The sequence below is a fragment of the Domibacillus sp. genome, assembly GCF_031181085.1.
In the GTDB taxonomy this organism is placed as follows: Bacteria; Bacillota; Bacilli; order Bacillales; family Domibacillaceae; genus Domibacillus.
Window position 1 is genome coordinate 55,086 of sequence record NZ_JAPSLE010000002.1, and the last position, 26,638, is coordinate 81,723.

Annotated in this window: 30 protein-coding genes; 28 read left to right on the forward strand and 2 right to left on the reverse strand. The window is 46.2% G+C overall.

Translation table 11 applies throughout. The features are described 5' to 3' along the window. Nucleotides 1-21: 21 nt before the first annotated feature. From RIN81_RS03960 to RIN81_RS04030, 15 genes are all read left to right on the forward strand, one after another. Nucleotides 22-567, forward strand: coding sequence for an NUDIX hydrolase (locus RIN81_RS03960; RefSeq protein ID WP_309087630.1), 546 nt, complete (start codon nucleotides 22-24; stop codon nucleotides 565-567). 48 nt (nucleotides 568-615) lie between these two features. Then, nucleotides 616-1,245 carry a stage II sporulation protein M gene (gene spoIIM / locus RIN81_RS03965; RefSeq protein ID WP_251270965.1) on the forward strand — a complete coding sequence of 210 codons (630 nt, stop codon included), beginning with the start codon at nucleotides 616-618 and terminating at the stop codon, nucleotides 1,243-1,245. A gap of 55 nt (nucleotides 1,246-1,300) precedes the next feature. Continuing rightward, the gene (gene fur / locus RIN81_RS03970; protein WP_242233560.1) at nucleotides 1,301-1,786 is read left to right on the forward strand and encodes a ferric iron uptake transcriptional regulator; all 486 of its coding nucleotides are present in this window, start codon (nucleotides 1,301-1,303) and stop codon (nucleotides 1,784-1,786) included. A gap of 51 nt (nucleotides 1,787-1,837) precedes the next feature. Further along, entirely contained in the window at nucleotides 1,838-2,728 is an 891-nt protein-coding gene (xerD, locus tag RIN81_RS03975) for a site-specific tyrosine recombinase XerD (protein WP_242233561.1), read from the forward strand. A 151-nt stretch (nucleotides 2,729-2,879) separates the two neighbouring features. Continuing rightward, nucleotides 2,880-4,061: a phosphopentomutase gene (deoB, locus tag RIN81_RS03980; RefSeq protein WP_309087632.1), complete on the forward strand. Its 1,182-nt coding sequence runs from the start codon at nucleotides 2,880-2,882 to the stop codon at nucleotides 4,059-4,061. Next, nucleotides 4,058-4,873 (forward strand): purine-nucleoside phosphorylase, encoded by an 816-nt coding sequence (locus RIN81_RS03985; RefSeq protein ID WP_309087634.1) that lies wholly within the window; start codon nucleotides 4,058-4,060, stop codon nucleotides 4,871-4,873. The genes deoB and RIN81_RS03985 overlap by 4 nt, the downstream gene beginning before the upstream one ends. A gap of 15 nt (nucleotides 4,874-4,888) precedes the next feature. Beyond that, complete coding sequence (locus tag RIN81_RS03990; RefSeq protein ID WP_309087636.1) at nucleotides 4,889-6,193, forward strand: pyrimidine-nucleoside phosphorylase; 1,305 nt, start codon at nucleotides 4,889-4,891, stop codon at nucleotides 6,191-6,193. 119 nt (nucleotides 6,194-6,312) lie between these two features. Next, the gene (gene spoIIAA / locus RIN81_RS03995) at nucleotides 6,313-6,675 is read left to right on the forward strand and encodes an anti-sigma F factor antagonist (protein ID WP_242233565.1); all 363 of its coding nucleotides are present in this window, start codon (nucleotides 6,313-6,315) and stop codon (nucleotides 6,673-6,675) included. Continuing rightward, the gene (gene spoIIAB, locus RIN81_RS04000) at nucleotides 6,660-7,100 is read left to right on the forward strand and encodes an anti-sigma F factor (protein ID WP_309087638.1); all 441 of its coding nucleotides are present in this window, start codon (nucleotides 6,660-6,662) and stop codon (nucleotides 7,098-7,100) included. The genes spoIIAA and spoIIAB overlap by 16 nt, the downstream gene beginning before the upstream one ends. Nucleotides 7,101-7,118: 18 nt before the next feature. Continuing rightward, a complete protein-coding gene (gene sigF, locus RIN81_RS04005; RefSeq protein ID WP_309087640.1) occupies nucleotides 7,119-7,856 on the forward strand; it encodes an RNA polymerase sporulation sigma factor SigF in 738 nt (245 codons plus the stop codon). A 40-nt stretch (nucleotides 7,857-7,896) separates the two neighbouring features. Then, nucleotides 7,897-8,493, forward strand: a complete 597-nt coding sequence (locus tag RIN81_RS04010; protein WP_304653927.1) for a stage V sporulation protein AA — start codon at nucleotides 7,897-7,899, stop codon at nucleotides 8,491-8,493. A gap of 1 nt (nucleotide 8,494) precedes the next feature. Further along, complete coding sequence (locus tag RIN81_RS04015) at nucleotides 8,495-8,911, forward strand: stage V sporulation protein AB (RefSeq protein ID WP_309087642.1); 417 nt, start codon at nucleotides 8,495-8,497, stop codon at nucleotides 8,909-8,911. A 14-nt stretch (nucleotides 8,912-8,925) separates the two neighbouring features. Continuing rightward, on the forward strand, nucleotides 8,926-10,341 hold the full coding sequence (locus RIN81_RS04020; RefSeq protein WP_309087644.1) for a spore germination protein: 1,416 nt from the start codon (nucleotides 8,926-8,928) through the stop codon (nucleotides 10,339-10,341). Nucleotides 10,342-10,447: 106 nt separating this feature from the next. Further along, nucleotides 10,448-11,767, forward strand: a complete 1,320-nt coding sequence (gene lysA / locus RIN81_RS04025; protein WP_309087646.1) for a diaminopimelate decarboxylase — start codon at nucleotides 10,448-10,450, stop codon at nucleotides 11,765-11,767. A gap of 194 nt (nucleotides 11,768-11,961) precedes the next feature. After that, on the forward strand, nucleotides 11,962-12,315 hold the full coding sequence (locus tag RIN81_RS04030; protein ID WP_309087649.1) for a GNAT family N-acetyltransferase: 354 nt from the start codon (nucleotides 11,962-11,964) through the stop codon (nucleotides 12,313-12,315). 7 nt (nucleotides 12,316-12,322) lie between these two features. On the opposite strand, the gene RIN81_RS04035 is transcribed toward RIN81_RS04030, so the two are convergent. Beyond that, entirely contained in the window at nucleotides 12,323-12,838 is a 516-nt protein-coding gene (locus tag RIN81_RS04035) for a DUF309 domain-containing protein (protein ID WP_309087651.1), read from the reverse strand. 144 nt (nucleotides 12,839-12,982) lie between these two features. Here RIN81_RS04035 and RIN81_RS04040 point away from each other — a divergent pair, with 144 nt between their 5' ends. The 11 genes from RIN81_RS04040 to RIN81_RS04090 all read left to right on the forward strand — a co-directional run bounded on the left by RIN81_RS04040 (nucleotide 12,983) and on the right by RIN81_RS04090 (nucleotide 23,517). Further along, a complete protein-coding gene (locus tag RIN81_RS04040; protein WP_309087653.1) occupies nucleotides 12,983-13,711 on the forward strand; it encodes a segregation/condensation protein A in 729 nt (242 codons plus the stop codon). After that, nucleotides 13,708-14,280, forward strand: coding sequence for an SMC-Scp complex subunit ScpB (scpB, locus tag RIN81_RS04045; protein ID WP_309087655.1), 573 nt, complete (start codon nucleotides 13,708-13,710; stop codon nucleotides 14,278-14,280). Before RIN81_RS04040 ends, scpB begins: the two co-directional genes overlap by 4 nt. A 54-nt stretch (nucleotides 14,281-14,334) precedes the next feature. Then, nucleotides 14,335-15,390, forward strand: coding sequence for a D-alanyl-D-alanine carboxypeptidase family protein (locus RIN81_RS04050; protein ID WP_309087657.1), 1,056 nt, complete (start codon nucleotides 14,335-14,337; stop codon nucleotides 15,388-15,390). Beyond that, complete coding sequence (locus RIN81_RS04055; protein ID WP_309087659.1) at nucleotides 15,384-15,965, forward strand: nucleoside recognition domain-containing protein; 582 nt, start codon at nucleotides 15,384-15,386, stop codon at nucleotides 15,963-15,965. The genes RIN81_RS04050 and RIN81_RS04055 overlap by 7 nt, the downstream gene beginning before the upstream one ends. Next, nucleotides 15,965-16,474 carry a spore maturation protein gene (locus RIN81_RS04060; RefSeq protein WP_242233576.1) on the forward strand — a complete coding sequence of 170 codons (510 nt, stop codon included), beginning with the start codon at nucleotides 15,965-15,967 and terminating at the stop codon, nucleotides 16,472-16,474. Before RIN81_RS04055 ends, RIN81_RS04060 begins: the two co-directional genes overlap by 1 nt. Before the next feature lie 251 nt (nucleotides 16,475-16,725). Next, nucleotides 16,726-17,457: a pseudouridine synthase gene (locus RIN81_RS04065; protein WP_309087661.1), complete on the forward strand. Its 732-nt coding sequence runs from the start codon at nucleotides 16,726-16,728 to the stop codon at nucleotides 17,455-17,457. A 119-nt stretch (nucleotides 17,458-17,576) separates the two neighbouring features. Continuing rightward, entirely contained in the window at nucleotides 17,577-18,113 is a 537-nt protein-coding gene (resA, locus tag RIN81_RS04070; protein ID WP_309087662.1) for a thiol-disulfide oxidoreductase ResA, read from the forward strand. 13 nt (nucleotides 18,114-18,126) lie between these two features. Beyond that, nucleotides 18,127-19,743, forward strand: a complete 1,617-nt coding sequence (gene resB, locus RIN81_RS04075; protein WP_309087664.1) for a cytochrome c biogenesis protein ResB — start codon at nucleotides 18,127-18,129, stop codon at nucleotides 19,741-19,743. A gap of 15 nt (nucleotides 19,744-19,758) precedes the next feature. Beyond that, nucleotides 19,759-20,946, forward strand: a complete 1,188-nt coding sequence (ccsB, locus tag RIN81_RS04080; protein WP_309087666.1) for a c-type cytochrome biogenesis protein CcsB — start codon at nucleotides 19,759-19,761, stop codon at nucleotides 20,944-20,946. Nucleotides 20,947-21,025: 79 nt separating this feature from the next. Continuing rightward, nucleotides 21,026-21,742, forward strand: a complete 717-nt coding sequence (locus tag RIN81_RS04085; protein WP_309087668.1) for a response regulator transcription factor — start codon at nucleotides 21,026-21,028, stop codon at nucleotides 21,740-21,742. After that, nucleotides 21,739-23,517, forward strand: coding sequence for an ATP-binding protein (locus RIN81_RS04090; RefSeq protein WP_309087670.1), 1,779 nt, complete (start codon nucleotides 21,739-21,741; stop codon nucleotides 23,515-23,517). The genes RIN81_RS04085 and RIN81_RS04090 overlap by 4 nt, the downstream gene beginning before the upstream one ends. Before the next feature lie 105 nt (nucleotides 23,518-23,622). Here RIN81_RS04090 and RIN81_RS04095 read toward each other — a convergent pair whose 3' ends face one another. Continuing rightward, entirely contained in the window at nucleotides 23,623-23,871 is a 249-nt protein-coding gene (locus tag RIN81_RS04095) for a ferredoxin (protein ID WP_242233583.1), read from the reverse strand. A gap of 205 nt (nucleotides 23,872-24,076) precedes the next feature. Here RIN81_RS04095 and RIN81_RS04100 point away from each other — a divergent pair, with 205 nt between their 5' ends. Together RIN81_RS04100 and RIN81_RS04105 are read left to right on the forward strand one after the other, a co-directional pair. Next, complete coding sequence (locus RIN81_RS04100) at nucleotides 24,077-25,126, forward strand: YpbB family protein (protein WP_309087672.1); 1,050 nt, start codon at nucleotides 24,077-24,079, stop codon at nucleotides 25,124-25,126. Next, nucleotides 25,123-26,565, forward strand: a complete 1,443-nt coding sequence (locus tag RIN81_RS04105) for a RecQ family ATP-dependent DNA helicase (RefSeq protein WP_309087674.1) — start codon at nucleotides 25,123-25,125, stop codon at nucleotides 26,563-26,565. Before RIN81_RS04100 ends, RIN81_RS04105 begins: the two co-directional genes overlap by 4 nt. The last annotated feature ends 73 nt before the right edge of the window (nucleotides 26,566-26,638 follow it).

Sequence of the window (26,638 nt, forward strand, 5' to 3'; positions counted from 1 at the left end):
AAATAGAAAAGAGGGACCTTTATGCACAAATTTGAAGAGAAAACAACGAAAAGCGAATCGATTTTCAGCGGAAAAGTAATACAGGTACGAGTGGATGAGGTTATACTGCCGGATGGAAAGTACTCAAAACGAGAATTAATTAAACATCCGGGTGCGGTTTGTGTGATCGCGATTACAGATGAAAAGAAAATCATTTTGGTAGAACAGTACCGGAAAGCACTGGAGCGCCCGCTCGTTGAAGTGCCGGCAGGAAAGCTGGAGCCAGGAGAAGAGCCGTCTCTTTGTGCCGCGCGGGAGCTGGAAGAAGAAACAGGCTATCGTCCAGGCAGTATCCGGCCTGTTCAATCGTTTTACACATCGCCGGGGTTTGCCGATGAACTTGTACATGTTTTTTTAGCGGAGCAGCTTCAAAAGGTTGAGGGTGGACTTGTAGCAGATGAAGATGAGTTTGTAGACCTGCTTGAAGTCACGCTGGAAGAAGCAGAGGAACTGGCGAAAACCGAACGTATTTTTGATGCCAAAACACTTTGGGCACTGCAATATATCCGTTTAAACGGCCTGGCATAATAAGGGCTCCCCTCTCATATAGTGCGAAAAGAGAGGGGGCCTCCATTTATGTGGACTGCCATCATCGAACATATTCAAAAAAGAGCCGCACTATATTTGTTTTCAGCCGTATTGTTTATGACGGGAACAGCATTCGGAGCCATTACAGTCAACAGCATGGAACCGGTGCAGAAATCGGAGCTGTACACGTATGTAAAAGAGTTTTTCGGCCAGTCTTCGTCTGGAACTGTTGCCAACCCGACTGATCTTTTTGTGGAGAGCTTAATTCATAACATAAAGTTTACAGGGGCGATGTGGGTCGCCGGCATTTCGATTATCGGACTGCCGCTTATTTTTATTCTTCTTTTTATTAAAGGAGCTGTAACAGGGTTTTCTGTTGGCTTTCTTATCCAGCAAATGAAATGGGACGGGCTCTTTCTGTCGCTTCTGGCCATTTTGCCGCAAAATCTGATTCTCATTCCCGTTTTTCTTTTTACCGCTGTGATGTCGGCATCCTGCTCGATCCGTCTCGTGCAAAAAATTACAACCCGGCAGACAATGCCTCTTCCGGTTACCAAAAGTGTTTTTTCTTATATAGGGTACGCTGCAGCAGGAGCGGCGGCTATTTTGCTTGCGTCTTTAACAGAGGCGTTTATTTCAAGCCAATTTATGAATATTCTCGTAAATAAATTCTTTTGATTCATTGACGCCTTTTGTTATAATAGGGAATACATCGGCGAGGGAGGGAACAAATATGGAAAGCCGGATTGACCGAATAAAAAAACAGCTGCATGCGGCAAGCTACAAATTAACACCGCAGCGTGAAGCTACTGTGCGTGTTCTTCTTGAGCATGAAGAGGACCACTTAAGTGCTGAAGACGTGTACCTCCTCGTTAAAGAAAAAGCTCCTGAAATTGGGTTGGCCACAGTCTACAGAACGCTTGAATTACTAAACGAACTTAAAGTTGTTGATAAAATAAATTTTGGAGATGGTGTCTCCCGCTATGATCTTCGTCAGGAAGGCGCTGCGCACTTTCACCATCATCTTGTTTGCATCGAGTGTGGAGCAGTGGATGAAATTCAAGAAGATTTGCTCGATGATGTGGAAGCCATTGTGGAAAGTAGATGGAATTTTAAAATTAAAGACCACCGCTTAACTTTCCATGGTATTTGCAGCAGATGCCATTCAAAGCAGCAGGAAGATGAGCAGGAAGATTTAGAAAAGCAGCATGTAGAATAAAACCTTTCGATCCAAGTCGAAAGGTTTTTTTATCATGAAGGAGGCAGGCGGATGAATGACTATGTAAATGATTTCCTGCATTTTTCACTTGTAGAAAAAGGGCTTTCTGATAATACCATTTCAGCATACCGGCGTGATCTTCGCCATTATACAGAATACATAGAAAAAGTAGAGCAAGTGAAAATACCGGATATCACACGGCTGCATATTTTGCATTTTTTAGAACAGCTGCGGGATCAGGGAAAGTCATCGAAGACGATTGCACGCCATATTTCCACGATCCGCTCTTTTCATCACTTTTTAATTCAAGACCGGATTAGTACGCATGATCCGACACATCATATTGAAACACCAAAGTCGGGCCGTACGCTTCCAAAAGTATTAAATATGGATGAAACGGAAGCACTGCTGGCAGCACCGGATACTACAACGCCCCTTGGCATGCGGGACAAAGCAATGATTGAACTGATGTATGCATCAGGGCTGCGGGTCAGTGAATTAACAGCTTTAAACAAAGAAGACGTTCATTTAACAATGGGATTTGTGCGCTGCACAGGAAAAGGCGGCAAGGAAAGAATTATCCCGGCCGGCAGTCATGCACTAGGCGCCATTGAACGATACTTGCAGGAGGGTCGCCCCAAGCTTGTATCACCGAAGCGGCGCGATGAAGCCCTGTTTTTAAATCATTATGGACAGCGGCTGACGCGGCAGGGATTTTGGAAGGTGATTAAAGCGCTGGCGAAAAAAGCCACCATTGAAAAAGAGCTTACGCCCCATACGATTCGCCACTCGTTTGCGACCCACCTGCTTGAAAACGGAGCGGATCTGCGGGCTGTCCAGGAAATGCTCGGCCATGCCGATATCTCGACCACGCAGATCTACACACATGTAACGAAAACACGACTAAAAGATGTATACAGCCAGTTTCATCCCCGCGCCTGAAGAAGGTCAGGCGCTTTTTGTTTTTTATAACGAAATGGATTATACTAGAAACGAGAAGTCAGACTTCTGACAATTGCCAGGCAAAGCATGATTTATCCGGCAGTCTGGGTAAAAATAAAGAAGAATGTGATTAGAAGGGAGAAGCGGCCAGATGAATCATTCATTTAAACGGATTCACTTAATCGTTCTCGACTCAGTAGGTATTGGAGAAGCACCGGATGCTTCTGCTTTTGGAGACGAGGGCGCTGATACGCTTGGGCATATTGCCGAAAAAATGAACGGGCTCAATATGCCGAATATGGCAGCACTTGGCTTGTCAAATATTAAAGAAATTCAAGGTATCCCGAAAGCGGACCGTCCGGCGGCTTTTTGGACGAAAATGCAGGAGGCATCAAACGGAAAAGATACCATGACAGGACACTGGGAAATTATGGGTCTCCGTATCGATACGCCTTTCCAGGTGTTTCCGGATGGGTTTCCTGCTTCACTGATTGAAGAATTGGAAGAAAAATCAGGGCGCAAAATTATCGGAAACAAGCCGGCAAGCGGTACTGAAATTTTAGATGAGCTTGGAGAAGAGCATATGAAAACCGGGGCCCTGATCGTATATACATCAGCAGATTCTGTTTTGCAAATTGCTGCTCACGAGGACATCGTGCCGCTTGATGAGCTGTATCGTATCTGTGAAACGGCGCGTGAAATGACTAAAACCAGTGATTATATGGTCGGCCGCGTGATTGCCCGCCCGTTTGTCGGTGAACCGGGGCAGTTTAAACGAACGGCTAATCGGCATGACTATGCACTGAAGCCATTTGGCCGCACGGTCATGAATGAATTGAAGGATGCCGGATTAGATGTGATTGCGGTAGGGAAAATTTCTGATATTTATGATGGGGAAGGCGTTACCGAAGCCATTCGAACTGTATCAAACATGGATGGAATGGATAAGTTTATTCAAGCGGCAGAAAAAGACTTTACTGGCTTGTCTTTTTTAAACCTGGTTGACTTTGACGCACTTTTTGGGCACCGCCGGGACCCAGAGGGTTATGGCAAGGCGCTCGAGGAATTTGATGCGCGGCTGCCAGAGCTTTTAGAAAAACTGACTGAACAGGATCTGCTTATTTTAACGGCGGACCACGGCAATGACCCTGTTCATCATGGAACTGATCATACACGCGAATTTGTACCGCTGCTCGTTTATTCAAAAGCGTTTGCTGAAGGCCGCGGGCTGCCTATTCGCAAAACATTTGCGGATGTTGGCGCATCGGTTGCGGAAAACTTTAACGTTAAAATGCCAGAGCATGGAAATAGTTTTATGGGGGAATTAACATGAACATTCAACATATTGAAGAAGCTGCCGGATTTTTAAAAGAAAAACTAAATGCCACACCAGAAATCGGATTGATTTTAGGATCTGGCCTCGGCGTATTGGCGGACGAAGTGGAGAACGCTGTTTCGATTCCATATGAAACCATTCCACACTTCCCGGTTTCAACAGTAGAAGGCCATGCCGGAGAACTTGTCATTGGAACTTTATCCGGAAAAACTGTTGCAGCCATGAAAGGACGCTTCCATTATTATGAAGGGTATTCATTCCAAGAAGTGACATTTCCGGTGCGTGTGATGAAAGCACTAGGCATCGAAACAATTATCGTGACGAATGCAGCGGGCGGTGTAAATGAATCGTTTGAGCCGGGCGACTTAATGCTCATTTCAGATCATTTAAATTTAATGGGCGGAAATCCGCTGATCGGCAAAAATGATTCACGTCTTGGCGTTCGTTTTCCGGATATGTCTGTTGCTTACAGCCGGGAATTAAGAGAACTGGCAAAAAAAGCAGCGGAGCGGATTGGCTTGAACGTTCGAGAGGGTGTTTATGCAGGCAATACGGGTCCAGTTTATGAAACACCGGCGGAAGTGCGTATGGCACGTGTTCTCGGCGCGGATGCGGTCGGGATGTCTACAGTGCCGGAAGTGATTGCAGCCCGCCACGGCGGCATGAATGTACTCGGTATTTCCTGCATTTCCAACATGGCAGCTGGTATTTTAGACCAGCCTCTGGCACATGACGAAGTAATTGAAACAACAGAGAAAGTACGCGCGGAATTTCTTGCTTACGTGAAGGAGATTGTTCAATCTTTGTAAAGGTGTGATGGATGAATGAGAATGGTGGACGTAATTCATAAAAAGCGTAACGGACAGGCACTGACAGACGAGGAAATTCAATTTTTTGTTCAAGGTTATACAAAAGGCGAAATTCCAGATTATCAGGCATCCGCTTTTATGATGGCGATTTATTTTCAAGGAATGACCCCGCAGGAAACCGCTGTTTTAACAAAAGCGATGGTTGATTCAGGTGAAACGATTGATTTGTCTGGCATTAAAGGCCATAAAGTTGATAAGCACTCAACAGGCGGAGTCGGAGATAAAGTCACATTTATTGTCGGGCCGCTTGTTGCTTCGGCAGGTGTGCCGGTAGCAAAAATGTCCGGCCGCGGCCTTGGCCATACCGGAGGCACGCTTGATAAGCTCGAAGCGATAGCGGGCCTTCAAATCGAAATGTCCAAAGAGCAGTTTATTGATAATGTGAATAAACATAAGCTTGCTGTTGCCGGCCAGACCGGAAATCTCGCTCCAGCCGACAAAAAGCTGTACGCTCTGCGTGATGTAACAGCAACAGTAGAAGCCATTCCGCTGATTGCCGGCTCCATCATGAGTAAAAAGCTTGCGTCTGGTGCAGACAGTATTGTATTAGATGTAAAAACAGGGTCTGGTGCGTTTATGAAAACGCTGGAGGACTCCGAGACTTTAGCAAAAGAAATGGTGGCCATCGGCAATAACCTTGGCCGCAGAACGGTTGCGATTATTAGTGATATGAATCAGCCGCTCGGATTTGAAGTCGGCAATGCCAATGAAATCAAGGAAGCGGCGGCCATTTTGCAAGGAGAGAACGTAGAAGACCTCCGGACCCTCTCGCTTGAAATTGCTTCTTATATGACAGTGCTGGCCGGTGCGTTCAGCGATTACGAAGAAGCACGTGATGCACTTGAGGCGAATCTGGAAAATGGCAAAGCATTCGAAGTATTCCGCCAGTTTGTGATCGCTCAGGGCGGCGATGTGGGCATGATTGATGATCCTGCTAAGCTTCCACAGGCCGCTTTTCACATTGATGTTGAATCAGAGCAAGAAGGCTTCGTAGCCCAAATTGATGCAGAATCCATTGGGATAGCCGCTATGTATTTAGGGGCGGGACGCGCAACAAAAGACGATCAAATCAATCATGCTGTCGGTATTACATTAAAGAAAAAAATTGGTGACTTCGTTCAAAAAGGAGAGGTACTCGTTACGCTCCACGCGGATAACGCCACACCAAAAGACTCCATTGAAAAAGTAAAGCAGGCATATCGTTTTTCGAATGAAAAAGTGGAACGGCCGACGCTTATTCATAAAGTGATCAGGGACTGACAAATGTCAGTCTCTTTTTTTGTCGAAAATTGAGAGCTTTTTTCTAGTTTTGGCAAGGGGAAGGAAAATGGCTCCTAAAAAAAGAATTGAACGTATCAGCATGTAAAGGAGGAATGACGATGGTAACCATGAAAGCAGAAGCAAAAGGAAAAGTTCTCATTATTCGATTAACGGGAGAGCTCGACCACTACTATTCCGAGCAGGTGAAGGAATTTACAGAGCAGCAAATTGACAGCCATCAAACGCAGCACTTGATTTGGAACTTGTCGGGTCTGCCTTTCATGGACAGCTCAGGTCTTGGAGTGATTTTAGGGCGCTATCGCCAGGTAAATGAAATGGGCGGCAGTGTGACCGTTTGTGGATTGAATACACAGGTGAAACGCCTGTTTCAGCTTTCGGGGCTGTTTAAAATTATGTATGTGGATCAAACTGAAGAAGAAGCGCTCGGGAGATTGGAGGAATCTTCATGCAAAACACAATGACGATCTCATTTAACGCACTGGGAGAAAACGAAGCGTTTTCGCGGGTAGCCGTTGCTTCTTTTGCAGCAAAACTCAATCCGACTGTAGACGATTTAGCAGAATTAAAAACAGCTGTTTCAGAAGCGGTGACAAACGCTATTATTCATGGATATGACAGTAATCCGGCAGGAATTGTTTATATAAGTGCCACCATTGAGGACGGAGAAATCGACGTGATTATCCGCGATGAAGGGCGCGGAATCGGAAATATTGAAGAAGCGAAGGAACCTCTTTTTACAACAAAGCCTGAAATGGAAAGAGCCGGTATGGGCTTTACAATTATGGAGCATTTTACGGACCTCTTGGAAGTGGAATCGAGCACATCTTCGGGTACAGTCGTTCGCTTTAAAAAGCGGCTGGCGGGAAAGCGTGTTAACTGTGTTTAAGGAAAGAGTGGATTTCTTATGAAGCAGGCTGTACAGTTAACCGATGGTGAAGTCAAGGAGCTGATTCGGCAAAGCCAGGAGGGCGACGTGGAAGCGCGCAATAAGCTGGTTGAGTGGAATACACGGCTCGTCTGGTCGGTGGTGCATCGATTTTTAAATCGTGGTCACGAGTCAGAAGATTTATTTCAAATCGGCTGTATTGGTTTAATTAAATGTATTGATAAGTTTGATCTTTCCTATAACGTTAAGTTTTCAACATACGCGGTTCCGATGATTATCGGTGAGATTCAGCGGTTTTTGCGTGATGATGGAGAAGTAAAGGTGAGCAGGCGCTTAAAGGAAACAGCCGGGAAGATGAGGCGCGAACGAGAAGCGTTTATTGCAGAAAGCGGACGCCCTCCGACTGTACAGGAACTGGCCGGAAAGCTTGGTATATCGATGGAGGAAGCGATGATGGCCCAAGAATCTTCCCGGCGTCCGGCGTCTATCCATGAAACCGTTTATGAAAATGAAGGAGAACCTATTACGCTGCTTGACCAGCTTGCAGCACCAGAAGCCAAGTGGTTTGATTCATTGGTTGTAAAAGAAGCAATAGAAAAGCTGCCTGAGCGGGAACAGCTTATCGTATTTCTCCGTTTTTTCAAAGACTGCACCCAGTCGGAAACCGCAAGCAGACTCGGGATTTCCCAAGTTCAAGTATCAAGACTTGAAAAACAGATTATTAAAAGCCTGCGGTCAGATATGAATAAAACCTAGTCGGCACGGGGAAACTTCGTAAAAAGCGGAGGTGCTTGCTATGGGTCAAATCGTGTACATCACCTTAAAGCGCCATGTTCGCCTCGACGAACGGCGCATTTCTTTTTTTGATGTGGCTGAAGCCGAAGTCGACCAGGAAGCAAAGCCCATTTTAGAAAAACTGATTGTGAAAACGGCAAAGCCATCATCAGGCAATGTAGTCATTGTAACGATTTTAGATGTTGTGAAAGCATTAAAAACGGTTTTTCCTGATGCGCAAACGGTTATCACAGGCGATACAGAAACGATTGTCAGCCTGCAGCCTGTACGTGCACGAGCCCCGCTTTGGAAAATCACATTTGTCTGGCTTGTGTTGTTTACAGGTGCTGCACTGACCATTATGAATTTTCATGAGGACGTATCCATGCAGAAAGTGCATGCGATTTTATATGAAAAAATAACAGGCATTAAAAATGAAAACCCGCTTATGCTTCAAATCCCTTATTCTATAGGGCTGGGGCTCGGGATGATTTTATTTTTTAATCGGCTCTGGCAAAAAAGACTCAATGAAGAGCCAGGCCCGCTTGATTTAGAAATGTTTAAGTATGAGGAAGACATCAATGCCTATCTGGCAGCCAATGAAAAGGAAAAGCCGTAGCATGACGACGCTTTTTGTTTTGTTTTTAGGTCTATCAGGTGGATTGGCTACAGGTGCTGGGTATGTGGCGTTTATTTCAGTCCTTGGTGTGATCCCGAGGCTGATGTCAGCCACGAAAACACAGCCGTATATTCACTTGTACGAGCTTTCACTGGTGCTTGGTGTACTCACAGGAACACTTCTGCATATTTTTAATACGCATTTTCACTGGCCATCTGTTACAACTGCCTTTATCGGTTTATTCAGCGGCTTGTTTATCGGCATGGGTGCGGCTGCCCTGACTGAAGTACTGAATGTGTTCCCTATACTAGCCAGGAGAGTAGGGGTTTTTGCCGAGGTGAACATGCTGATGATGGCTGTGGCACTTGGCAAGATAACAGGCTCGCTTATTCAATGGATTTTACTTTCACCGATGTAAAAGGAGGCAGCACGATGATTTCGCCAGAAGAAATGGATGTTTACTTAGAAAAAGAAGCAGGGCTTGGTAAAAGTTTTGATACCGGCATAAGAAGGCTGACAGTAGCAGGGGAGCCGCTTCATATTTATTTCGTTAACGGGCTTTGTGAAACACGGTTTATTATCGAAATTATGGAATCATTGATTGCACTTGAAAAGGAGGAGGGGAAAACGACTGCTGCCCTCGTCAAAGAGCATCTTGTCCATCAGGCAGTCGAAGAAGTCACAGATCCATCAAAGCTGCCGGCTGCGGTCATGTCGGGACTGATTGGTATTTCAGTACCGGGAACGGCGTTTATCATTGATGTAAGAAGTTATCCAGGACGGCAGCCGGCAGAGCCTGATACAGAAAAAGTTGTGCGCGGCTCCCGTGACGGTTTTGTGGAAAATATCATCGTGAACACAGCTCTTACGCGAAGAAGAATTCGTGATGGCCGTCTTAGGTTTGAAATTATGAGAGCGGGAAGTGTTTCGCAACTGGATATTGCTGTCGGCTACATGGAAGGTGTAGCTTCCGATGAATTGGTTGAGCGGGTTAAGAAAGAAGTCACTTCTATCAAAACAGCCGGTCTCCCTATGGCAGACAAAACAGTAGAAGAATTTTTAATTAAACAACACTATAACCCCTACCCTCTTGTTCGTTATACTGAACGAGCGGATATTGCTGCCGCCCATTTAATTGAAGGGCATGTCCTCCTTTATACCGATACGTCACCAGCGGTTATGATCATGCCGGCTACTTTCCTGCAGCATATGCAGCATGCCGAAGAATACAGGCAGCTTCCGGCAGCAGGCACATTTATCCGTCTGCTTCGCTTTGTCGGTTTATGGATGTCCTTATTTCTGCTGCCGCTCTGGTATCTGTTCGCTGCTTATCCCGCCATGCTTCCTGAAGCGCTTTGGTTTATCGGTCCACGTGAAACAACAGAAATCCCCCTTGTTTTACAAATCTTTATTGCCGATCTTGGCATAGAGTGGCTGCGAGTTGCTGCCATTCATACACCGCAGCCGCTATCAACTGCTATGGGGCTTGTTGCTGCCGTGTTAATTGGACAAATGGCCATTGATACGGGGCTTTTTGTGCCTGAGGTAATATTGTATACAGCACTTGCAGCCATTGGCACGTTTTCTACACCCAGCTATGAGCTGGGGCTCGCGAATAAATTGACACGCCTTTTTATTCTGGCAGGAACGGCCCTGTTTGGTCCAATTGGATTTGTTGTGACGGTTATGCTTGTGTTTATATATCTCGTTCGTTTAAAACCGTTCGGCGCACCTTATCTATGGCCGCTGATTCCCTTTGACGCTTCATCGCTTTGGACGATCCTCATTAGACGGCAGGCACCGGAGCAAACCGGAATTCCAGAAATCAACCGAACAGATTTACGGTAAGCAGGAATATTTCGTGTATTGAGCGAGGGGTGAATGTATGATATAGTACTTTTATTCTCATGCCGGGTAAAAGGCATAAAGACAATAGAACGGGGCGATTATGCATATGCACACATATGGGACAGCAGCTGTGAATGACCGCGGACATTTAGAAATTGGCGGTGTTGACGTAGTAGAAGCGGCAGCTCAATTCGGCACACCGCTTTATTTATATGACGTAGCGCTTATTCGTGAGCGTGCAAGAGGATTTAAAGAAACATTTGATAAATTGGGAGTCAAAGCGCAGGTGGCGTATGCGAGCAAGGCATTTGCTTCGGTAGCCATGATGCAGTTGGCCGAACAGGAAGGACTGTCGCTTGATGTTGTATCAGGCGGGGAATTATATACAGCACAAAGAGCCGGGTTTCCCGTAGAGCGAATTCATTTTCATGGAAACAACAAAAGTCGTGAAGAAATCGAAATGGCTTTTGAAGCAGGGATTGGCTGTATGGTAGTCGATAACTTTCATGAATTAGAGCTTATTGGTGAAATCGGTGAAGCCCGCAGTCAAGTGGTGGATATCCTGCTTCGCATTACGCCGGGTATTGAAGCTCATACGCATGATTACATTTTAACGGGTCAGGAAGATTCAAAGTTTGGCTTTGATTTAAATAATGGACAAGCGGAAGAAGCATTGAAACTGGCACTTGAAAAGCCGTTTATCCACGTATTAGGCCTTCACTGCCATATCGGATCGCAAATTTTCGAAACAACAGGCTTTGTTTTAGCGGCCGAGAAAATTATCGGAAAGTTGGCTGATTGGCAGCATCGTCTCGGTTTTGAAGCGAAAGTATTAAACCTTGGCGGCGGTTTCGGTATCCGTTATACCGCTGAGGATGATCCGCTTAAACCAGCCGCTTATGTAGAAGAGATTATCAGCAAAGTGCAAAGTGAAACAAAAAAATATGGAATGAGCATGCCTGAAATTTGGATTGAGCCGGGCCGTTCCCTTGTGGGTGACGCAGGTGTGACAATTTATGAAACAGGTTCAGTAAAAGATGTGCCGAATGTGCGCAAATATTTAGCTGTGGATGGCGGCATGAGTGATAATATCCGTCCTGCTTTATATGAAGCGAAATACGAAGCGGTACTCGCAAACCGTGTAAACGACCCGGTTGAAGAAACGGTATCGATTGCCGGAAAATGCTGTGAATCCGGTGATATGCTCATTTGGGATCTGCCGCTTCCGAAAGCAGAAGCCGGGGATTTGCTCGCGATGTTCTGTACGGGCGCTTACGGCTATTCCATGGCGAACAACTACAACCGTATTCCGCGTCCGCCAGTTGTATTTGCCGAAAATGGCGAGGCGAGACTGGTCATTCGTCGTGAGACATTTGAGGATTTAGTGAAATTAGACTTGCCGCTTGGGCTGCCGCAGACAAACTAATTGGAGCAGGCAGTATGAAAAACAATGTTGTTTTGCTCCTTTTATTCACTGTGCTGGCACTGGGATGGGGACTGTATTACTGGTTTTTTATTGCGGGTTAACATCGCCTCTTGCGGTCGGGCTTTAGATTTAGTAAGATAAAGTACGTGGCGATATCAAGCAGGTAAATCCTGCTAATTGAAGAGGGATTTTAAATGCTGATTCGATATAAAAAGTCGTTTAAAAAAATTGCAATGGGCTTGCTTTCCTACATGCCTCGCGAAAAAGAGCTGCGGACGCTGACCGAAACGATGGAAAGCTACGAAGCAGATGACAGCAGACAGCTGTTTCTTTGGAAAGAGGGCGAGGACATTGTAGGCGTAGTTGGTGTAGCCGTCAGCGATACAAGAGCTGAGATATTGCACATAGCGGTCAATCCGTCTTTCCGCGATGAAGGAATTGGAACGGAAATGATTGCCGCTGTAACAAAATTATTTTCGGACCGGACTGTTGCGCCAAGCGAAGCAACGAACCGATTTTTTGAAAAGTGTACGAAAGAAAGCCGGTAAAGGACGATTATCTCGTCACCTTACCGGCTTTTTTCAATGCGATTGCGGCTGTGCGGGCATCCAATACGTCCGTACGGTCACGCAGTTTGTGTTTGTTGAGTAGAAATTGTTCATTGGATTCCGGCTCAAAAGCAGCAGTAAACTGCTTCAATTCGTTTTGAAGCTGCGGATCCGCAATCGGAATCTCAATTGGCTCAAAAGGAACATCAGCTTTTACATCGTCTGCCGCCTGCTCAATCAGGAGAAGAAAGTGCTCTGGATCAACACCGAGCTCCCTCAGAGCTTCCCGGCGGCGGATCAAGCAGGAGATTGATTTTTGAGCCATGCGGAGTGCGCCGGCTTTGTTTCCGCGCCGGTAATGATAAAGGAAAACAGCACACTGGATAAAGCCAACCCAGACGGAATCACGCGTGCCATCTATTTTTTTCCAATATTCTTCTAGCACCTCGTGGCATTCAAAATAATCGCGGTCAATATGAAAATGTGCCAAAAAAGCCAGGTAAGGTACTGGATATGAATACATTCGGTTTCCCCCAGTTCAAGTGGATGAATCGAAGTAAGCGTATCATGATTTAATCCTTTTCTCAATAGCAGCCGTCTGAATGCGCTGATGACCAGCGGAAGGGAATAGAATGTAAAAAATGCAAGAAGTACAGGGGAGCAACCAATGGAATATAAAGTGAAAATTGATTCTTTTGAAGGGCCGCTTGATTTGCTGCTTCACTTGATCCAGCAGCTTGAAATAGACATATACGATATTCCTGTATCGGAAATTACGAATCAATACTTATTGTATGTAAATGCAATGCAGCAGCTTGAACTTGATGTAGCCAGTGAATATTTAGTGATGGCCGCTACATTAATTGCCATGAAAAGCCGTTCACTGCTGCCGGATCATTCGGCGGAAGAAGAAGATTATATAGAAGAAGAAGATCCGAGAGAAGAGCTGGCCCGCCGGTTAATCGAGTATAAAAAGTATAAAGAGGCAGCCGGCCGTCTTCATGAGCTTGAGGAAGAGCGGACAAAGCTTTTTTCAAGACCGCCCGCAGACCAACTTTTTTCATCTAATGAAGAAGGGCCGCTCAATGTGTCCCTTTTTGATATGCTCGGCGCTTTTCAGAAAATGGCCCGCCGTAAAAAGCTGGCTGTGCCGCCGCGAGCGACGGTCCGCCGGGAAGAGCTTTCAGTAGAAAAAAGAATGGAGCTGCTCAAAGAAAAGCTGAGGCTGTCAAAAGAGCCCATTCTTTTTGATGACTTGTTTGACTCTCATGAGCGGAACGAGCTTGTGGTTAGTTTTTTAGCCATTTTAGAGTTGATGAAGCAAAATGAAGTTGTTGTTTCACAAGAAGGAAATTTTGCCGACTTATATGTAACGGCTGGAGGAAATAAAGGATGAAACATAAAAGCATTATAGAGAGCCTGCTGTTTGCAGCAGGAGACGAAGGGCTGACAGCGGAGCAAATCGCCGAGGTCATGGACTTGCCGGTACAGGAGGTCAAAGACATTCTTCAATCGATGGAGGAAGCTTTGAAACAAGATGAAGCGAGGGGAACAGTGATTACCTCCTTTGGCGACGAATACCGGATGATGACAAAAAAAGAAAATGCGGCCTTTATTCAAAAGCTCGCTGAAAAGCCGTCACCGAAAACACTGTCCCAGGCAGCGTTGGAAACGCTCGCCATTATTGCTTATAATCAGCCGGTTACACGCATCGAAGTGGAAGAAATCCGGGGAGTGAAAACAGAGCGTCCCATTGCCACCTTGTGCGCACGGGGGCTCATTGAAGAAGCTGGCCGTGCAGATGCCCCGGGCCGGCCTATTTTGTATGCGACTACAGCTGAATTTTTAGACGCTTTTCAGCTTAAAAGCATCAAAGATCTGCCGCCGCTCGAAGAAAGCAATGGATCTATGCAGCAGGAAGCCGACTTGTTTTTCGGCCGATTCGAAGAAGCCCTTGAGGATTAGTCATGCTCGTCTTTCTTTTTTCATATAGTAGTGAAAAAAGAAAGGAGCGGACTGATGAAAAAAAAGAGGTTGTTCGCTTTCATCCTGCTCCTGGCACTTTCTGTTATGCCGACAGCTGCAAGAGCAGAACCATCTCTTTCTGCTCAAAGTGCCGTGCTGATGGACATGGAAAGCGGGCGGGTTTTAGCCCAAAAAGATGCACATGTGCGCCGGCCGATTGCGAGCATTACCAAAATTATGACCGCGCTGCTTGCAGTAGAATCCGGACGGCTGAATGAAACAGTGGCCATCAGCGATCGCGCCCGCCAAGTAGAAGGGTCTAGTCTGTACTTGGAAAAAGGGGACAAGTTGAAACTGGAGGAACTCGTATATGGATTAATGCTTCGTTCTGGAAATGATGCTGCCATTGCGATCAGTGAACACGTTGCCGGCACACCAGAAAAGTTTGCCGCTTTAATGAACAAAAAAGCAAAAGAGATCGGAATGAAGAACACTTCTTTTATGAATCCGCATGGACTTCACGATCCGGCCCACTATTCAACCGCTTATGATATGGCTCTTTTAACATCAGAAGCGATGAAAAACAGTACGTACCGGAAAATTGTTTCAACGGATTTGTACAAAACAAAAAGCAAGCCGATTCGTGTTTGGGAAAACAAACACCGTCTTGTCCGGAGCGGAGGCATCATTACGGGAGGCAAAACGGGCTTTACGAAAAAGTCAGGCCGTACACTGGTCACAACAGCCAAAAAGGATGGCATGTCTTTAGCAGTCGTAACACTGAATGCACCGGGTGACTGGCTTGACCATACTTCTCTTTTTGAGTATGGCTTCCATTCGTACAGCCAGACCATGATTGTCGGCAAAACGCCTTTCGCCGTTCCGGGGGAAAAACAGTTGTATTATGCAAAAAAACAGGTCCGCTATCCCATGACATCTGACGAAAAAAAGTCTGCCTACATTCGGCTGGTCATAGGGTCTGGCCAAACTGGAAAAGCAGAGTTATGGATTGGGAACGAAAAACAAACATCGATCACGGTTTATAAAACAAAAGAACGGGCGGCCACATCTCTATGGGCAAAGCTGAAAAAGGAGCTGATGGCATGGTAAGCGTCGCTTTTGCTTTTTTAATCCTGGCCGGGTTTCTTTTTGCAGCCATTAACGGAACGATGGACGAGGTGAATGAGGCCTTGTTCGCGTCCATGGGGCAATCCATTGAATTGGCGATTTCACTCGCTGGAATTCTTTTGTTTTGGACGGGCGTGATGAAAACAGCGGAAGCCTCTGGTATGGTAAAAGGACTGGCGGATGCAGTCCAGCCGCTTTTAGCCCGGCTTTTCCCGGAAATACCGGATGGACATGTTGTATTTGGCTATATTGCCTCGAATATGGCCGCGAATTTTTTTGGGCTCGGTAATGCAGCCACACCGATTGGTCTTAAAGCGATGCGGGAGCTCAAAAAGCTGAGCAGCGACGAGGACAAAGCAAGCCGCTCGATGATCACCTTTTTAGCGCTTAATACAGCAGCGATTACGCTTATCCCTACCACTGTAATCGCTATTGGAATGAAAAATGGAGCATCAGATCCAACGGATATTATTATACCGGCACTGGCTGCGACCATTTTGTCTTTTTTCTTTGCCATTGTGCTTGACCGTTATTACGCTTTCAGAAGGAGACGATAATGGCTGTTTGGCTTGTGCCGGCTATTGTAGCAGTGGTAATTGGCGTAGGGATCTTTAAAAAAGTAAACATTTACGAAACACTGACAGACGGAGCAAAAGAAGGCATGCAGACATGGGTGTCTATCGTTCCGCATCTTGTCATTATGATGGCGGCTGTGACGATATTCCGCGCTTCCGGTGCTGCCGGTGAGCTGGCCTCATGGCTCGCGCCGCTGCTTTCTCTGGTCGGTATTCCAGCTGATGTGGTACCCCTGGCCCTTATGCGTCCGATTTCCGGCACGGCGACACTAGCTATGCTGGATCAGATTATGCAGGAGCATGGAGCAGATTCGTACATTGCAAAGCTGGCAGCGATTATGCAGGGCAGCACCGACACTACTCTTTATGTGCTGGCTGTCTACTTCGGGGCTGTCGGAATCAAGAAAACCGGTGATGCTTTGAAAATTGGCCTGCTTGCGGATGCGGCTGCGTTTTTCTTTTCCGTTCTTGCAGCAACCTGGCTCCTGTAGCCAGGTTTTTTTGCATTATACACACAGAACCCAAGCCGCTTCTGCATAAAAGCTTTCGGAATGTGGCAGTGTTAAAGCAAGGCATGCAGCTCGTTATCCAAGATTTGTTAGATCTGAAAGGATTTTATTATAACCGGATGGTATAACTTGCTTAAAAGCATTTTTACTGCGTTTTTTTGTTTTCTTTTCCTTTTTGAATATTTGTGCCATAATGCTTAATGGACGAAAAGACAATTATAGAGGTGAAATAGATGGAACGATTGCAAAAAGTAATTGCGCAGGCAGGAATCGCATCGCGCAGAAAAGCGGAACAGCTTATTCAGGAAGGGAAAGTAACGGTTAACGGAAAGAAAGTAACCGAGCTTGGCACAAAAGTAGGATTAAACGATGATGTGCGGGTAGAAGGCGTGCCGCTTGAACGGGAAAGAAAAGTGTATTACTTGTTTTATAAGCCGCGCGGTGTTATTTCAGCTGTAACAGATGACAAAGGAAGAAAAACGGTTGTGGACTTTTTCCCTGGAGTAGAGGAACGCATTTTTCCGGTGGGGCGTCTTGATTACGATACATCGGGGCTTTTGCTGCTCACTAATGACGGTGAATTTGCTAACTTAATGACGCACCCGCGCTATGAAATGGATAAAACCTATATTGCCAAAACAGAAGGCATCGTGCAGCGCCATTTATTAAAACGGCTTATGAGCGGTATCAAGTTAGAGGACGGAATGACGGCGCCGGCAAAAATAAAAGAGCTGTCAATTGACCGGAAGAAAAATCGTTCCCTGCTCGAAATTACCATTCATGAAGGACGCAACCGGCAAGTGCGCCGCATGTTTGAAGCGATCGGGCATCCGGTGCAAAAGCTTCGCCGGGATCGTTTTGCTCACCTGACGCTGCATGGCTTAAATGCGGGCGAATATCGCGAGCTGACGGCTCATGAGGTGAAACAGCTGCGTACGCTTGCTGAAACAGGTTCTCTCCGCTAAGTCATAAAAATGTCACATTTAAAGATTGAAGCCGTTTTCTTTTACAGCAAAAAATAATGATATAATAAGTGTAGTGTTTATTCCTGCCCGCGTAGTGGAACGGGCCTGGAGGCTGTCAAATGGAAAAAAAGAAAAAACGACTCGTTATACGAACCGCTATTTTAGCGGTTTTGGCTGGACTGGTTATGTATACGCTTTATACGAACTTAACGAAAGAATCCCGCGGCAGTCTGGAAGAAGGGGATGAAGCTCCGGATTTTGTACTGAGGGATGTAAACGGTCAGACGCATCAGCTTTCCGACTACGAAGGAAAAGGCGTGTTTTTGAACTTCTGGGGTACTTGGTGCGAACCGTGCAAAAAAGAAATGCCGTACATGGAAAAACTGGCAAAAGAGTATGAGGGCCAGGTAGAGATTTTAGCGGTAAATGTAGGTGAATCGGATTTTCAAGTTGAGAACTTCGCCAAGCAGTACGGTTTAACATTCCCAATCGCGATTGATGAGGGAAAAGAAGTGATGGATACGTACGGGGTTGACCCGCTTCCGACAACATTTATGATTAAGCCGGATGGCACGATTGATCAAATTGTCATCGGCGGCCTTGTTCAGGAAGATCAGCTGCGTGCACTGTTTGAACGGGTAAAACCATCATCGTAAAGGGAGTTTTTGTATGGGGAAAGTGAAGTGTGAATGCGGCCGTCTAAACCCGGCCGGTACGATTTTATGTGAATCGTGCGGGCGTGCACTGACGGAAAAAGCAAAGCAGGACAAGCTTGTGGACATGCGCTATGAGGGAAGCGCACGCCGTTCACAAACCTATAACAAAACACTGATTGATAAAGTCTGGAATTTCTTTTCCTCCGTAAAAGTAGGCATCTGGATTATTGTGCTGCTGCTCGTAGCGGCCTCATTCGGAACGATCTTGCCGCAGGAGTTTTACATTCCATCCAACGTTTCCGCTGAGACCTATTATGAGGATGTATATGGCACATTCGGCAAGCTCTATTACATGATCGGTTTTCATGATTTATATAATTCCGTCTGGTTTAGCGCGCTTGTTGCCGCGCTCGGCGTGTCGCTTGTGATTGCCAGCCTCGACCGCGTGGTTCCCTTGTACCGTGCACTGAAAAACCAGCGCGTCGACCGGCATGAAACGTTTATGAAAAAGCAGCGCTTTTTTGCTCAGCGGCAGGGTAAGCTTGAGCCTGCAGAGTGGGAAAAGATAAAAGAAGCCCTGATAAAAAAGAGATATAAAGTCCGCACAGAAAACGGGGCTCTTTTAGCAGAGAAAAATCGCTTTACAAGATGGGGGCCTTATGTGAATCATGTTGGGCTCATTATTTTTCTGCTTGGTGCGCTTCTTCGTTCGGTGCCCGGAATGTACGTAGACGAGCTGCTTTGGATTCGAGAAGGAGAAACCCTTCAAGTTCCCGGCACAAACGGAGAATATTATGTGAAAAATAACGGGTTTACTCTCCAAAATTACAAAGCAGGGGAAGACCCGGAAGTATTTAATGAAGCGATTGACCGTGTTGGAACCGTTGCAAAAAATTATCAGACGGATGCCGTATTATACCGAAATAAAAACAATGAGCTGCCGGGGGCGGAGCCCGAGCTGACAAGGGTGCAGGAGGACTCAATCCAGGTCAATCAGCCAATGAAGTTCGGCCAGTTTGCCGTTTATCAAACGAGCTTCCGTCAGGATGAGATGAAGGCCATGCACTTTGCCCTTACAAACAAAGAAACGGGCGAAGAGTTCGGGGAAGTGGTCATTGATTTGTTTGACCAGCAGGCCGCGTATGATCTTGGCGGCGGATATAAAGTGGAACTGCTTGGCTATTATCCGGATTTTGATGGGTTTACAAAAGAAGGAGAACCGACCTCAAAATCACCGCTGCCGAACAATCCGGCATTTTTATTTAATATGATTACGCCAGAGACGCCAGATGGAGAAGTGAGCTTTGCCCAAATCCGTAATACAATGGAGCCGCTCGGTGAAACAACGTTTAAAATGGCTTTTAAGAGCCTGGACACCCGGGATGTTTCAGCCCTGACCATTCGCAAAGACTTAACGCTTCCTATTCTGGCAGCGGGCGGCATTATTTTCATGATCGGTGTGATTCAAGGCTCGTATTGGAATCATCGCCGTCTATGGATTCGTGAAAAGAACGGCCAGGTATACGCTGCTGGCCATACGAATAAAAACTGGCACGGCCTCAAACGGGAAATTCATTCGGTTTTAGAAGGGACAAGCGTTCCGGAGCCGGAAGACAGACAAAAGGAGTAAGGGGGCACACGTTGTATGGTCCATTTAGCGGATGCGAGCAGTACGCTGCTTGAAGCGGCTTTTTTCTTTTATCTAGCTGCAACCTTTCTTTTTGGCGGGGCGATCCGTCAAAAAGGTCTTCGTGAAGGGGAAGCGCTGAATCGGTGGGGCAGGCTTGGCATTATCGTAACCATCATTGGGTTCGCGGCACAGCTGGGATACTTTTTTACAAGATGGGCGGCGGCAGGCCATGCACCGGTCAGCAATTTATTTGAATTTACCACTTTCTTCGGGATGATGATTGTGGGCGCCTTTATTCTACTTTTTTTTATTTACAAAACAACAGTGCTTGGTTTGTTTGCACTGCCGGTGGCGATTATTATTATTGCCTATGCAAGCATGTTTCCAAGAGAAATTAATCCTCTTATTCCAGCACTGCAAAGTCATTGGCTGGCGATTCACGTAACAACAGCAGCAGCGGGGCAGGGAATACTGGCCATCAGCTTTATTGCAGGGATGATCTTTCTCGTAAAAAACATTGATCAGACAACAAGCACGAAAAAAACAAAGTGGCTGGAAGCTGTCATGTTTTTTATCGTTTCAGTGATTGCGTTTATTTTGCTTACCACCGGTTTTGCCATGGCGGATTACAAAGCAGAATTCGAGTATGTAAACAAGGAAGAGCAGGCAGCCAAGCAGGAATTTACCCTGCCAGCGCTTGTAGGGCCGAATGAAGGTACTCTTCTCACCAAGGAGAAAATGGAGCCACTCGCCCATGTGCCGGCGTTTATTAATGCGAAAAAGCTGAATACGGTAATTTGGTCGCTTGCCGGCGGTATTGTCTTATATGTGCTGATTCGCTTGATTACCCGAAAACGGGTGGCTGCTTCTTTACAGCCGCTTGTTCGACAGGTAAGCTCGGATTTACTGGATGAAATCAGTTACCGGTCTGTTTTAATTGGTTTTCCGGTGTTTGCACTCGGTGCACTTATTTTCGCCATGATCTGGGCACAGATTGCCTGGACGCGCTTTTGGGGCTGGGACCCAAAAGAAGTATGGGCGCTTATTACCTTTTTGTTCTATGCCGCTTTTTTGCATTTGCGTTTGTCCAAAGGATGGCATGGAGAGAAATCAGCCTGGCTTGCTGTTGTAGGTTTTGGCATTATTATGTTTAATCTTATAGCGGTGAACCTTGTGATTGCAGGGCTTCACTCTTACGCATAAGAAATTTAGCCCTTGCCTTTGGCGGGGCTCTTTTTTTGTATTATAATAGTAGATAATGTGCGTATGGGAGGGAATGTTTTTGGAAAAAGAAATGAGCATTTTAGTCGTAGATGATGAAGAACGTATTCGCAGACTGCTGCGGATGTATCTTGAGCGGGAAAACTATGCCATTGATGAAGCGGAAAATGGAGAAGAAGCGCTTGAAAAAGCACTTCAAAAAGACTATGACTGCATTTTGCTTGATCTGATGATGCCGGGTAAAGACGGCATCGAGGTATGCCGCGAGCTGCGTGTAACAAAAGCTACTCCGGTAATTATGCTGACGGCAAAAGGAGAAGAAGCAAACCGTGTTCAAGGCTTTGAGGTTGGCACGGATGATTATATTGTGAAGCCATTCAGTCCCCGCGAAGTTGTGCTGCGGGTGAAAGCGCTCCTCCGCCGGTCCTCTCCAACCACTTATTTACATACGGACACAAAGTCAAAAGACTTGATTGTTTACAACCATTTAACGATCGATAACGATGCGCACCGGGTAACAGCCGATAGTGCAGAAGTGAATTTAACGCCTAAAGAATATGAGCTTCTTTATTTTCTGGCAAAAGCCCCGGATAAAGTATTCGACCGTGAGCATTTATTAAAGGAAGTATGGCATTATGAGTTTTTCGGTGATTTAAGAACAGTCGACACCCACGTAAAGCGTCTGCGTGAAAAACTGAGTAAAGTCTCGGAAGAAGCAGCTAAAATGATTGTGACGGTGTGGGGCGTCGGATATAAATTTGAGGTTGGGAATGAATGAAGATATGGAGAAGCGTTGTCGGGAAGCTATGGATCACCATCCTGCTTCTCGTTTCCTTTGTACTGGCTTTTTTAACGATTTTACTGCTGGAGTTCTTCGAGACGTACAATATTGCTCAAGTAGAACAGCAGCTTGAAAATACGGCCGAAAAAATTGCCACGGTTATTCAAAATTACGGTGATGAAGAAACGAGGCTGGAAGTGGCCTGGGAGCTTGTAGATGAACCGGCTCATATTGTCATTGCCGAAAATGAGCAAACCTTTCATTTCTCCCCGCTTGAAGAGGAAGAGTCCAGAATCAGCCAGAGCATCATTACGGACAACCCTAATCTGGCAGCTGTTTTCGACGGGGTGGAAAAAGTAAAAGCTGAAATTAATACAGCTGCGGGAGCGGACGGGGACCGCCGCTTTGAAAATTCCTTTATTGTCGGAGTGCCTTTTAAGCTTACAAATGGTGAGACAGGCGCGGTATTTATTTATCAGTCTCTTGAAGTAATGAAAGAAACGACGGAACAGACAACGAAGCTCATTCTGATTGCGGCGGGGATTGCCATTATTTTAACAACCGTGTTTGCGTTTTTTCTTTCCAGCCGTGTTACCGCGCCGCTTCGTTCTATGCGTACAGCCGCTACTGAGCTGTCCCAGGGGCATTTTGATACAAAGGTTCCGATTTTAACAAATGATGAAATTGGAGCACTTGCGACTGCTTTTAACCGAATGGCTTATCAGCTGAAGGGAAACATTCATGCACTCAATCAAGAAAAAGAGCAGCTGTCGAGCATTTTAAGCTCCATGGCAGACGGTGTGATTACGCTCGATCAAGATGGAGCAGTGTTAATTAAGAACCCGCCGGCCCGGCAGTTTTTGCATGACTGGAATTTTGAAAAAAAAGCGCTTGGAATCGAAGCAGAAACGCCGACACTGCTGCAAAATTTATTTCAAGAAGCGGTCAAAACGGAAACGGAGCAGGAGGGCGAATTAACGATGCAGGGCCGTTCCTATGTCATGATTGTCAGCCCGCTTTATAACGACGATTCGGTGCGCGGAGCGGTCACGGTTGTGCGGGATATGACAGAAGAACGCCGCCTGGACAAACTGCGTGAGGACTTTATTGCCAACGTATCTCATGAGCTTCGGACCCCTATTTCAATGATGCAGGGCTACAGCGAGGCCATTGTAGATGATATTGCCGCAACCGAAGAGGAAAAACGGGAAATTGCTCAAATAATTCATGAAGAATCGCTTCGAATGGGCCGTCTCGTCAATGAACTGCTTGATCTTGCTCGTATGCAGGCAGGGCATATTACGCTTCATAAAACGGATACAGTGCTCGAACCATTTTTACAGCGTGTCACTAACAAGTTCCAAGGACTTGCGAAAGAAAAAAATATCGTCCTTTCTGCGCAAACGAATAAAGCAGAAACAAACGTATCCATTGACGAAGACCGGATTGAGCAGGTGCTGACCAACTTGATTGACAATGCTCTTCGGCACACACCAGAGGGCGGACGGGTAACGGTTATGCATGAAATAAAGGAAAAGGTTCATCTTATTCAAGTTCAAGATTCCGGAGCAGGTATACCAGAGGAAGATCTGCCTTTTGTATTCGAGCGGTTTTACAAAGCCGATAAAGCGAGGACGCGCGGAAGAAGCGGGACGGGGCTTGGGCTGTCGATTGCCAAAAACATTGTTCAGGCCCACGGCGGGACAATTAAAGTTCAAAGCCGGCTTGGACACGGCACTGTTTTCTTTTTTACCCTTCCAAGGCAGTCATAACTGCCGGAGCTGTGCTTTACGCCGTTTTCTCCATTTTCAAGCAAAGAAGGAAATAGCTGCGGTAATAAAAAATCCGGTTTCCATTTTAGGAACCGGATTTTTTATTTATTCGAATTTTAACGCGTCGCCTTCAAATGGCTCGTCGGCAATTTTAATTGAATCAGTCGGGCAGCCTTCGAACGCGTCCTGCATATCTTCTTCAAGAACGTCAGGGACAACAGCCGTTCCTTCATTATCGTCTAAAATAACGAATGCAATGCCTTCATCATCATAGTCATAGATATCAGGGGCTGCAGCTCCACAAGCGCCGCAAGCGATACATGTGTCTTTATCGACAATCGTATACTTCGCCAAAATGTAAACCTCCCATAAAATCAGTCAGTAAGCGTATGTGAAAACACTTCTATTGTTCATTTTAAGTCTGATTAATTTACTTTTCAATAAAAAACTTCCCACACCCTGCATGAAAGGGGTTTCAAATAAAAGTGGAAGCAAAAAGAAAAGACAGGAACGCATGTTTTGTGATACACTATCGCTGTATAGAAAGGTGGGAGACAAATTGGAATGTCTTGAAGCGGTGATGCTTTGTATGCTGAAAGAAGTAGAGGGAGAGCGAACAGCTTCGTCTGTTTTTCATTTGTTAAAAGGAAAAAAGTCGGCCCAGACTATTCAGGATGCCCATTTGTTCAAACTGGACAAATGGTTTCAAACCACACCGTTTCTTACCATGGAGCTGTTTGACCGGGTGATAGAAGAGCTCCTGGCATCCGGCAGTCTCCAGGGTGAGCGGCAGCGCCTGTTTGTCACAGCGGAAGGAACGAATAAAATGAGAGCCGCTTTTGAGAAAACGGGTGAATTTCCTCAGCTGTCAGGCTGGAAGCTGGCAGGTACTGCGCCTGTGTTTTTCAGCCGCCTCCAGTTGGCTGTACAAGTTGTCTCACACCTTGCTTATAAAGATCGGACATATTACCCCATTACGCGCGATGAAGGCGTACAGCAATGGGTCAAACAATTTGTGAAAGAAAGCGGCTTTGAAAAAGGACAGCTTGCCGCCGAGCTTCATCGGGAAATTCGTTTTGTGCTGGAAGAGCAGCCGGAACACCCGGACTGTCTGCTGCTGCGCTTTTCCGGACATACACAAACAGGCAAAACGGTGCAGCAGACAGCAGACATCCTCGAAATGGAACCGACAGAATACTGGTTTCGCTTTTTACACAGCCTGCATGCTATTGTGCAGACTGTCATGGAAAAAGGCGGCCAGCTTCCTCTTTTAAAGCATCTTTTAAGCGATATCACGGTATCGGTCCCTTTAACTGAATCTGCACGGAAAACAGCTGCTTATTTACATAAAGGAAAGACCATTGAAGAAGTGGCGGCTGCGAGAGGACTGAAAAAAGCGACCATTGAAGACCACGTAGTAGAACTGGCTTTAAACGATCCTCACTTTTCCATTCGTCCATTTATCGATGAGCAAAAAGAAGCGGAAGTATTAAAAGCAGGCGGGTCAAGCGGCGTGCGCCAGCTTAAGCCGCTTAAAGATCAATTGCCAAATCATTCGTATTTTGAAATCCGGCTTGTTTTAGCAAAGGAAAGGGGGGGAACAATATGACCATTGATGAACATCTGCGCCGGACATTTGGTTTTTCTTCCTTCCGTCCGGGGCAGCGGGAAACGATTGAATCGCTGTTGGACGGGCGTCATACCCTGAGCATGCTGCCTACCGGAACAGGCAAGTCGCTTTGTTATCAGCTTCCCGGGTATATGTTAAATGGCTCAATTGTGATCGTTTCACCGCTTCTTTCCCTTATGCAGGATCAAGTGGAGCAATTGAAAGTAAGAGGAGAAAAGCGGGTGATTGCGCTGAATTCGTTTCTTCAGTATAAAGAAAAAAATGCGGCGCTCCTGCGACTTGACCGTTACAAGTTTATTTTTTTATCACCGGAAATGCTGCAAATGCCGAATGTGATGCGGGCGTTGCGTGCTCTTTCGATCGCTTTGTTTGTAATTGATGAAGCGCATTGTATTTCACAATGGGGGTACGATTTTCGCCCGGATTATAGTTTGCTCGGCAAGGCCCGCGCAGCGCTTGGCAGCCCGCTTACTCTTGCTTTGACAGCAACGGCTGACGAACGAGTCCGTGCGGATATTTATGAAAAGCTTTGGCTCGATGATGTGGCAGAATGGGTTTTTTCTGTGAACAGACCGAATATCGCACTTGAAATTGAAACACTGGAAGAGCCGCTGCAAAAAAGAACCCGGCTGTTAGAATGGCTGCAGTTTTTGAAAACACCAGGCATCATTTATTTCTCGGGAAGAAGAGCTGCAGAAGAAGCGGCTTCCTACTTGAAACAGCATGGTATAAAACGGTCCGCTTTTTACCACGGTGGAATGGATGCCGGCGACCGCTTATTGATTCAGCATCAATTTTTAAACGGCGATGTAGATGTGGTATGTGCGACAAGCGCATTTGGAATGGGGATCAATAAAGATAATGTCCGTTTTGTTATTCACTATCACATGCCGTCACAAATAGAAGCTTATTTACAGGAGATTGGCCGGGCAGGACGGGACGGGGCTCCGGCGATTGCGATTCTCCTGTATGTACCCGGAGATGAGAAGCTGCACGAATTTATCGCAGAATCTGAATTTCCTGATGAAGGGCAGATCCGCCAGGTAACAGAATACGGTTTTCATCCGCGAGATGTACAGCCGCCGCTTTCGGAAACGCAGGAACGCTTTTTGATCCACTATGCAAAAGCTGCCGATGAACGCGGCGCACCAAGAGGAGCATGGATCAGCAGAGCGCGAATGACACTCCTGGATAAGAAAGCGGCCAAGCGGAATGAGCTCAAGCAGTGGATTGAGTCAACAGAGTGCCGCCGTGCCGCTTACATGCGTATGTTTGATGAACAACCGATTGAGCAGCCGCAGTGCTGTGACCGGTGCGGGTTTGATCATGCGCCGTACAAAACGAGCGGTGGGAGCGAGGCATCCGAGGAACGGTTTGACTGGCGGGAGCGGCTAAATAGTTTGTTGCCAGGATTTTAACCTATTACGTTATTGGAGCTGGTCGGGTATAATAGAAATAATTTCTTTTACGATGACCAATGGGAGGAACGAT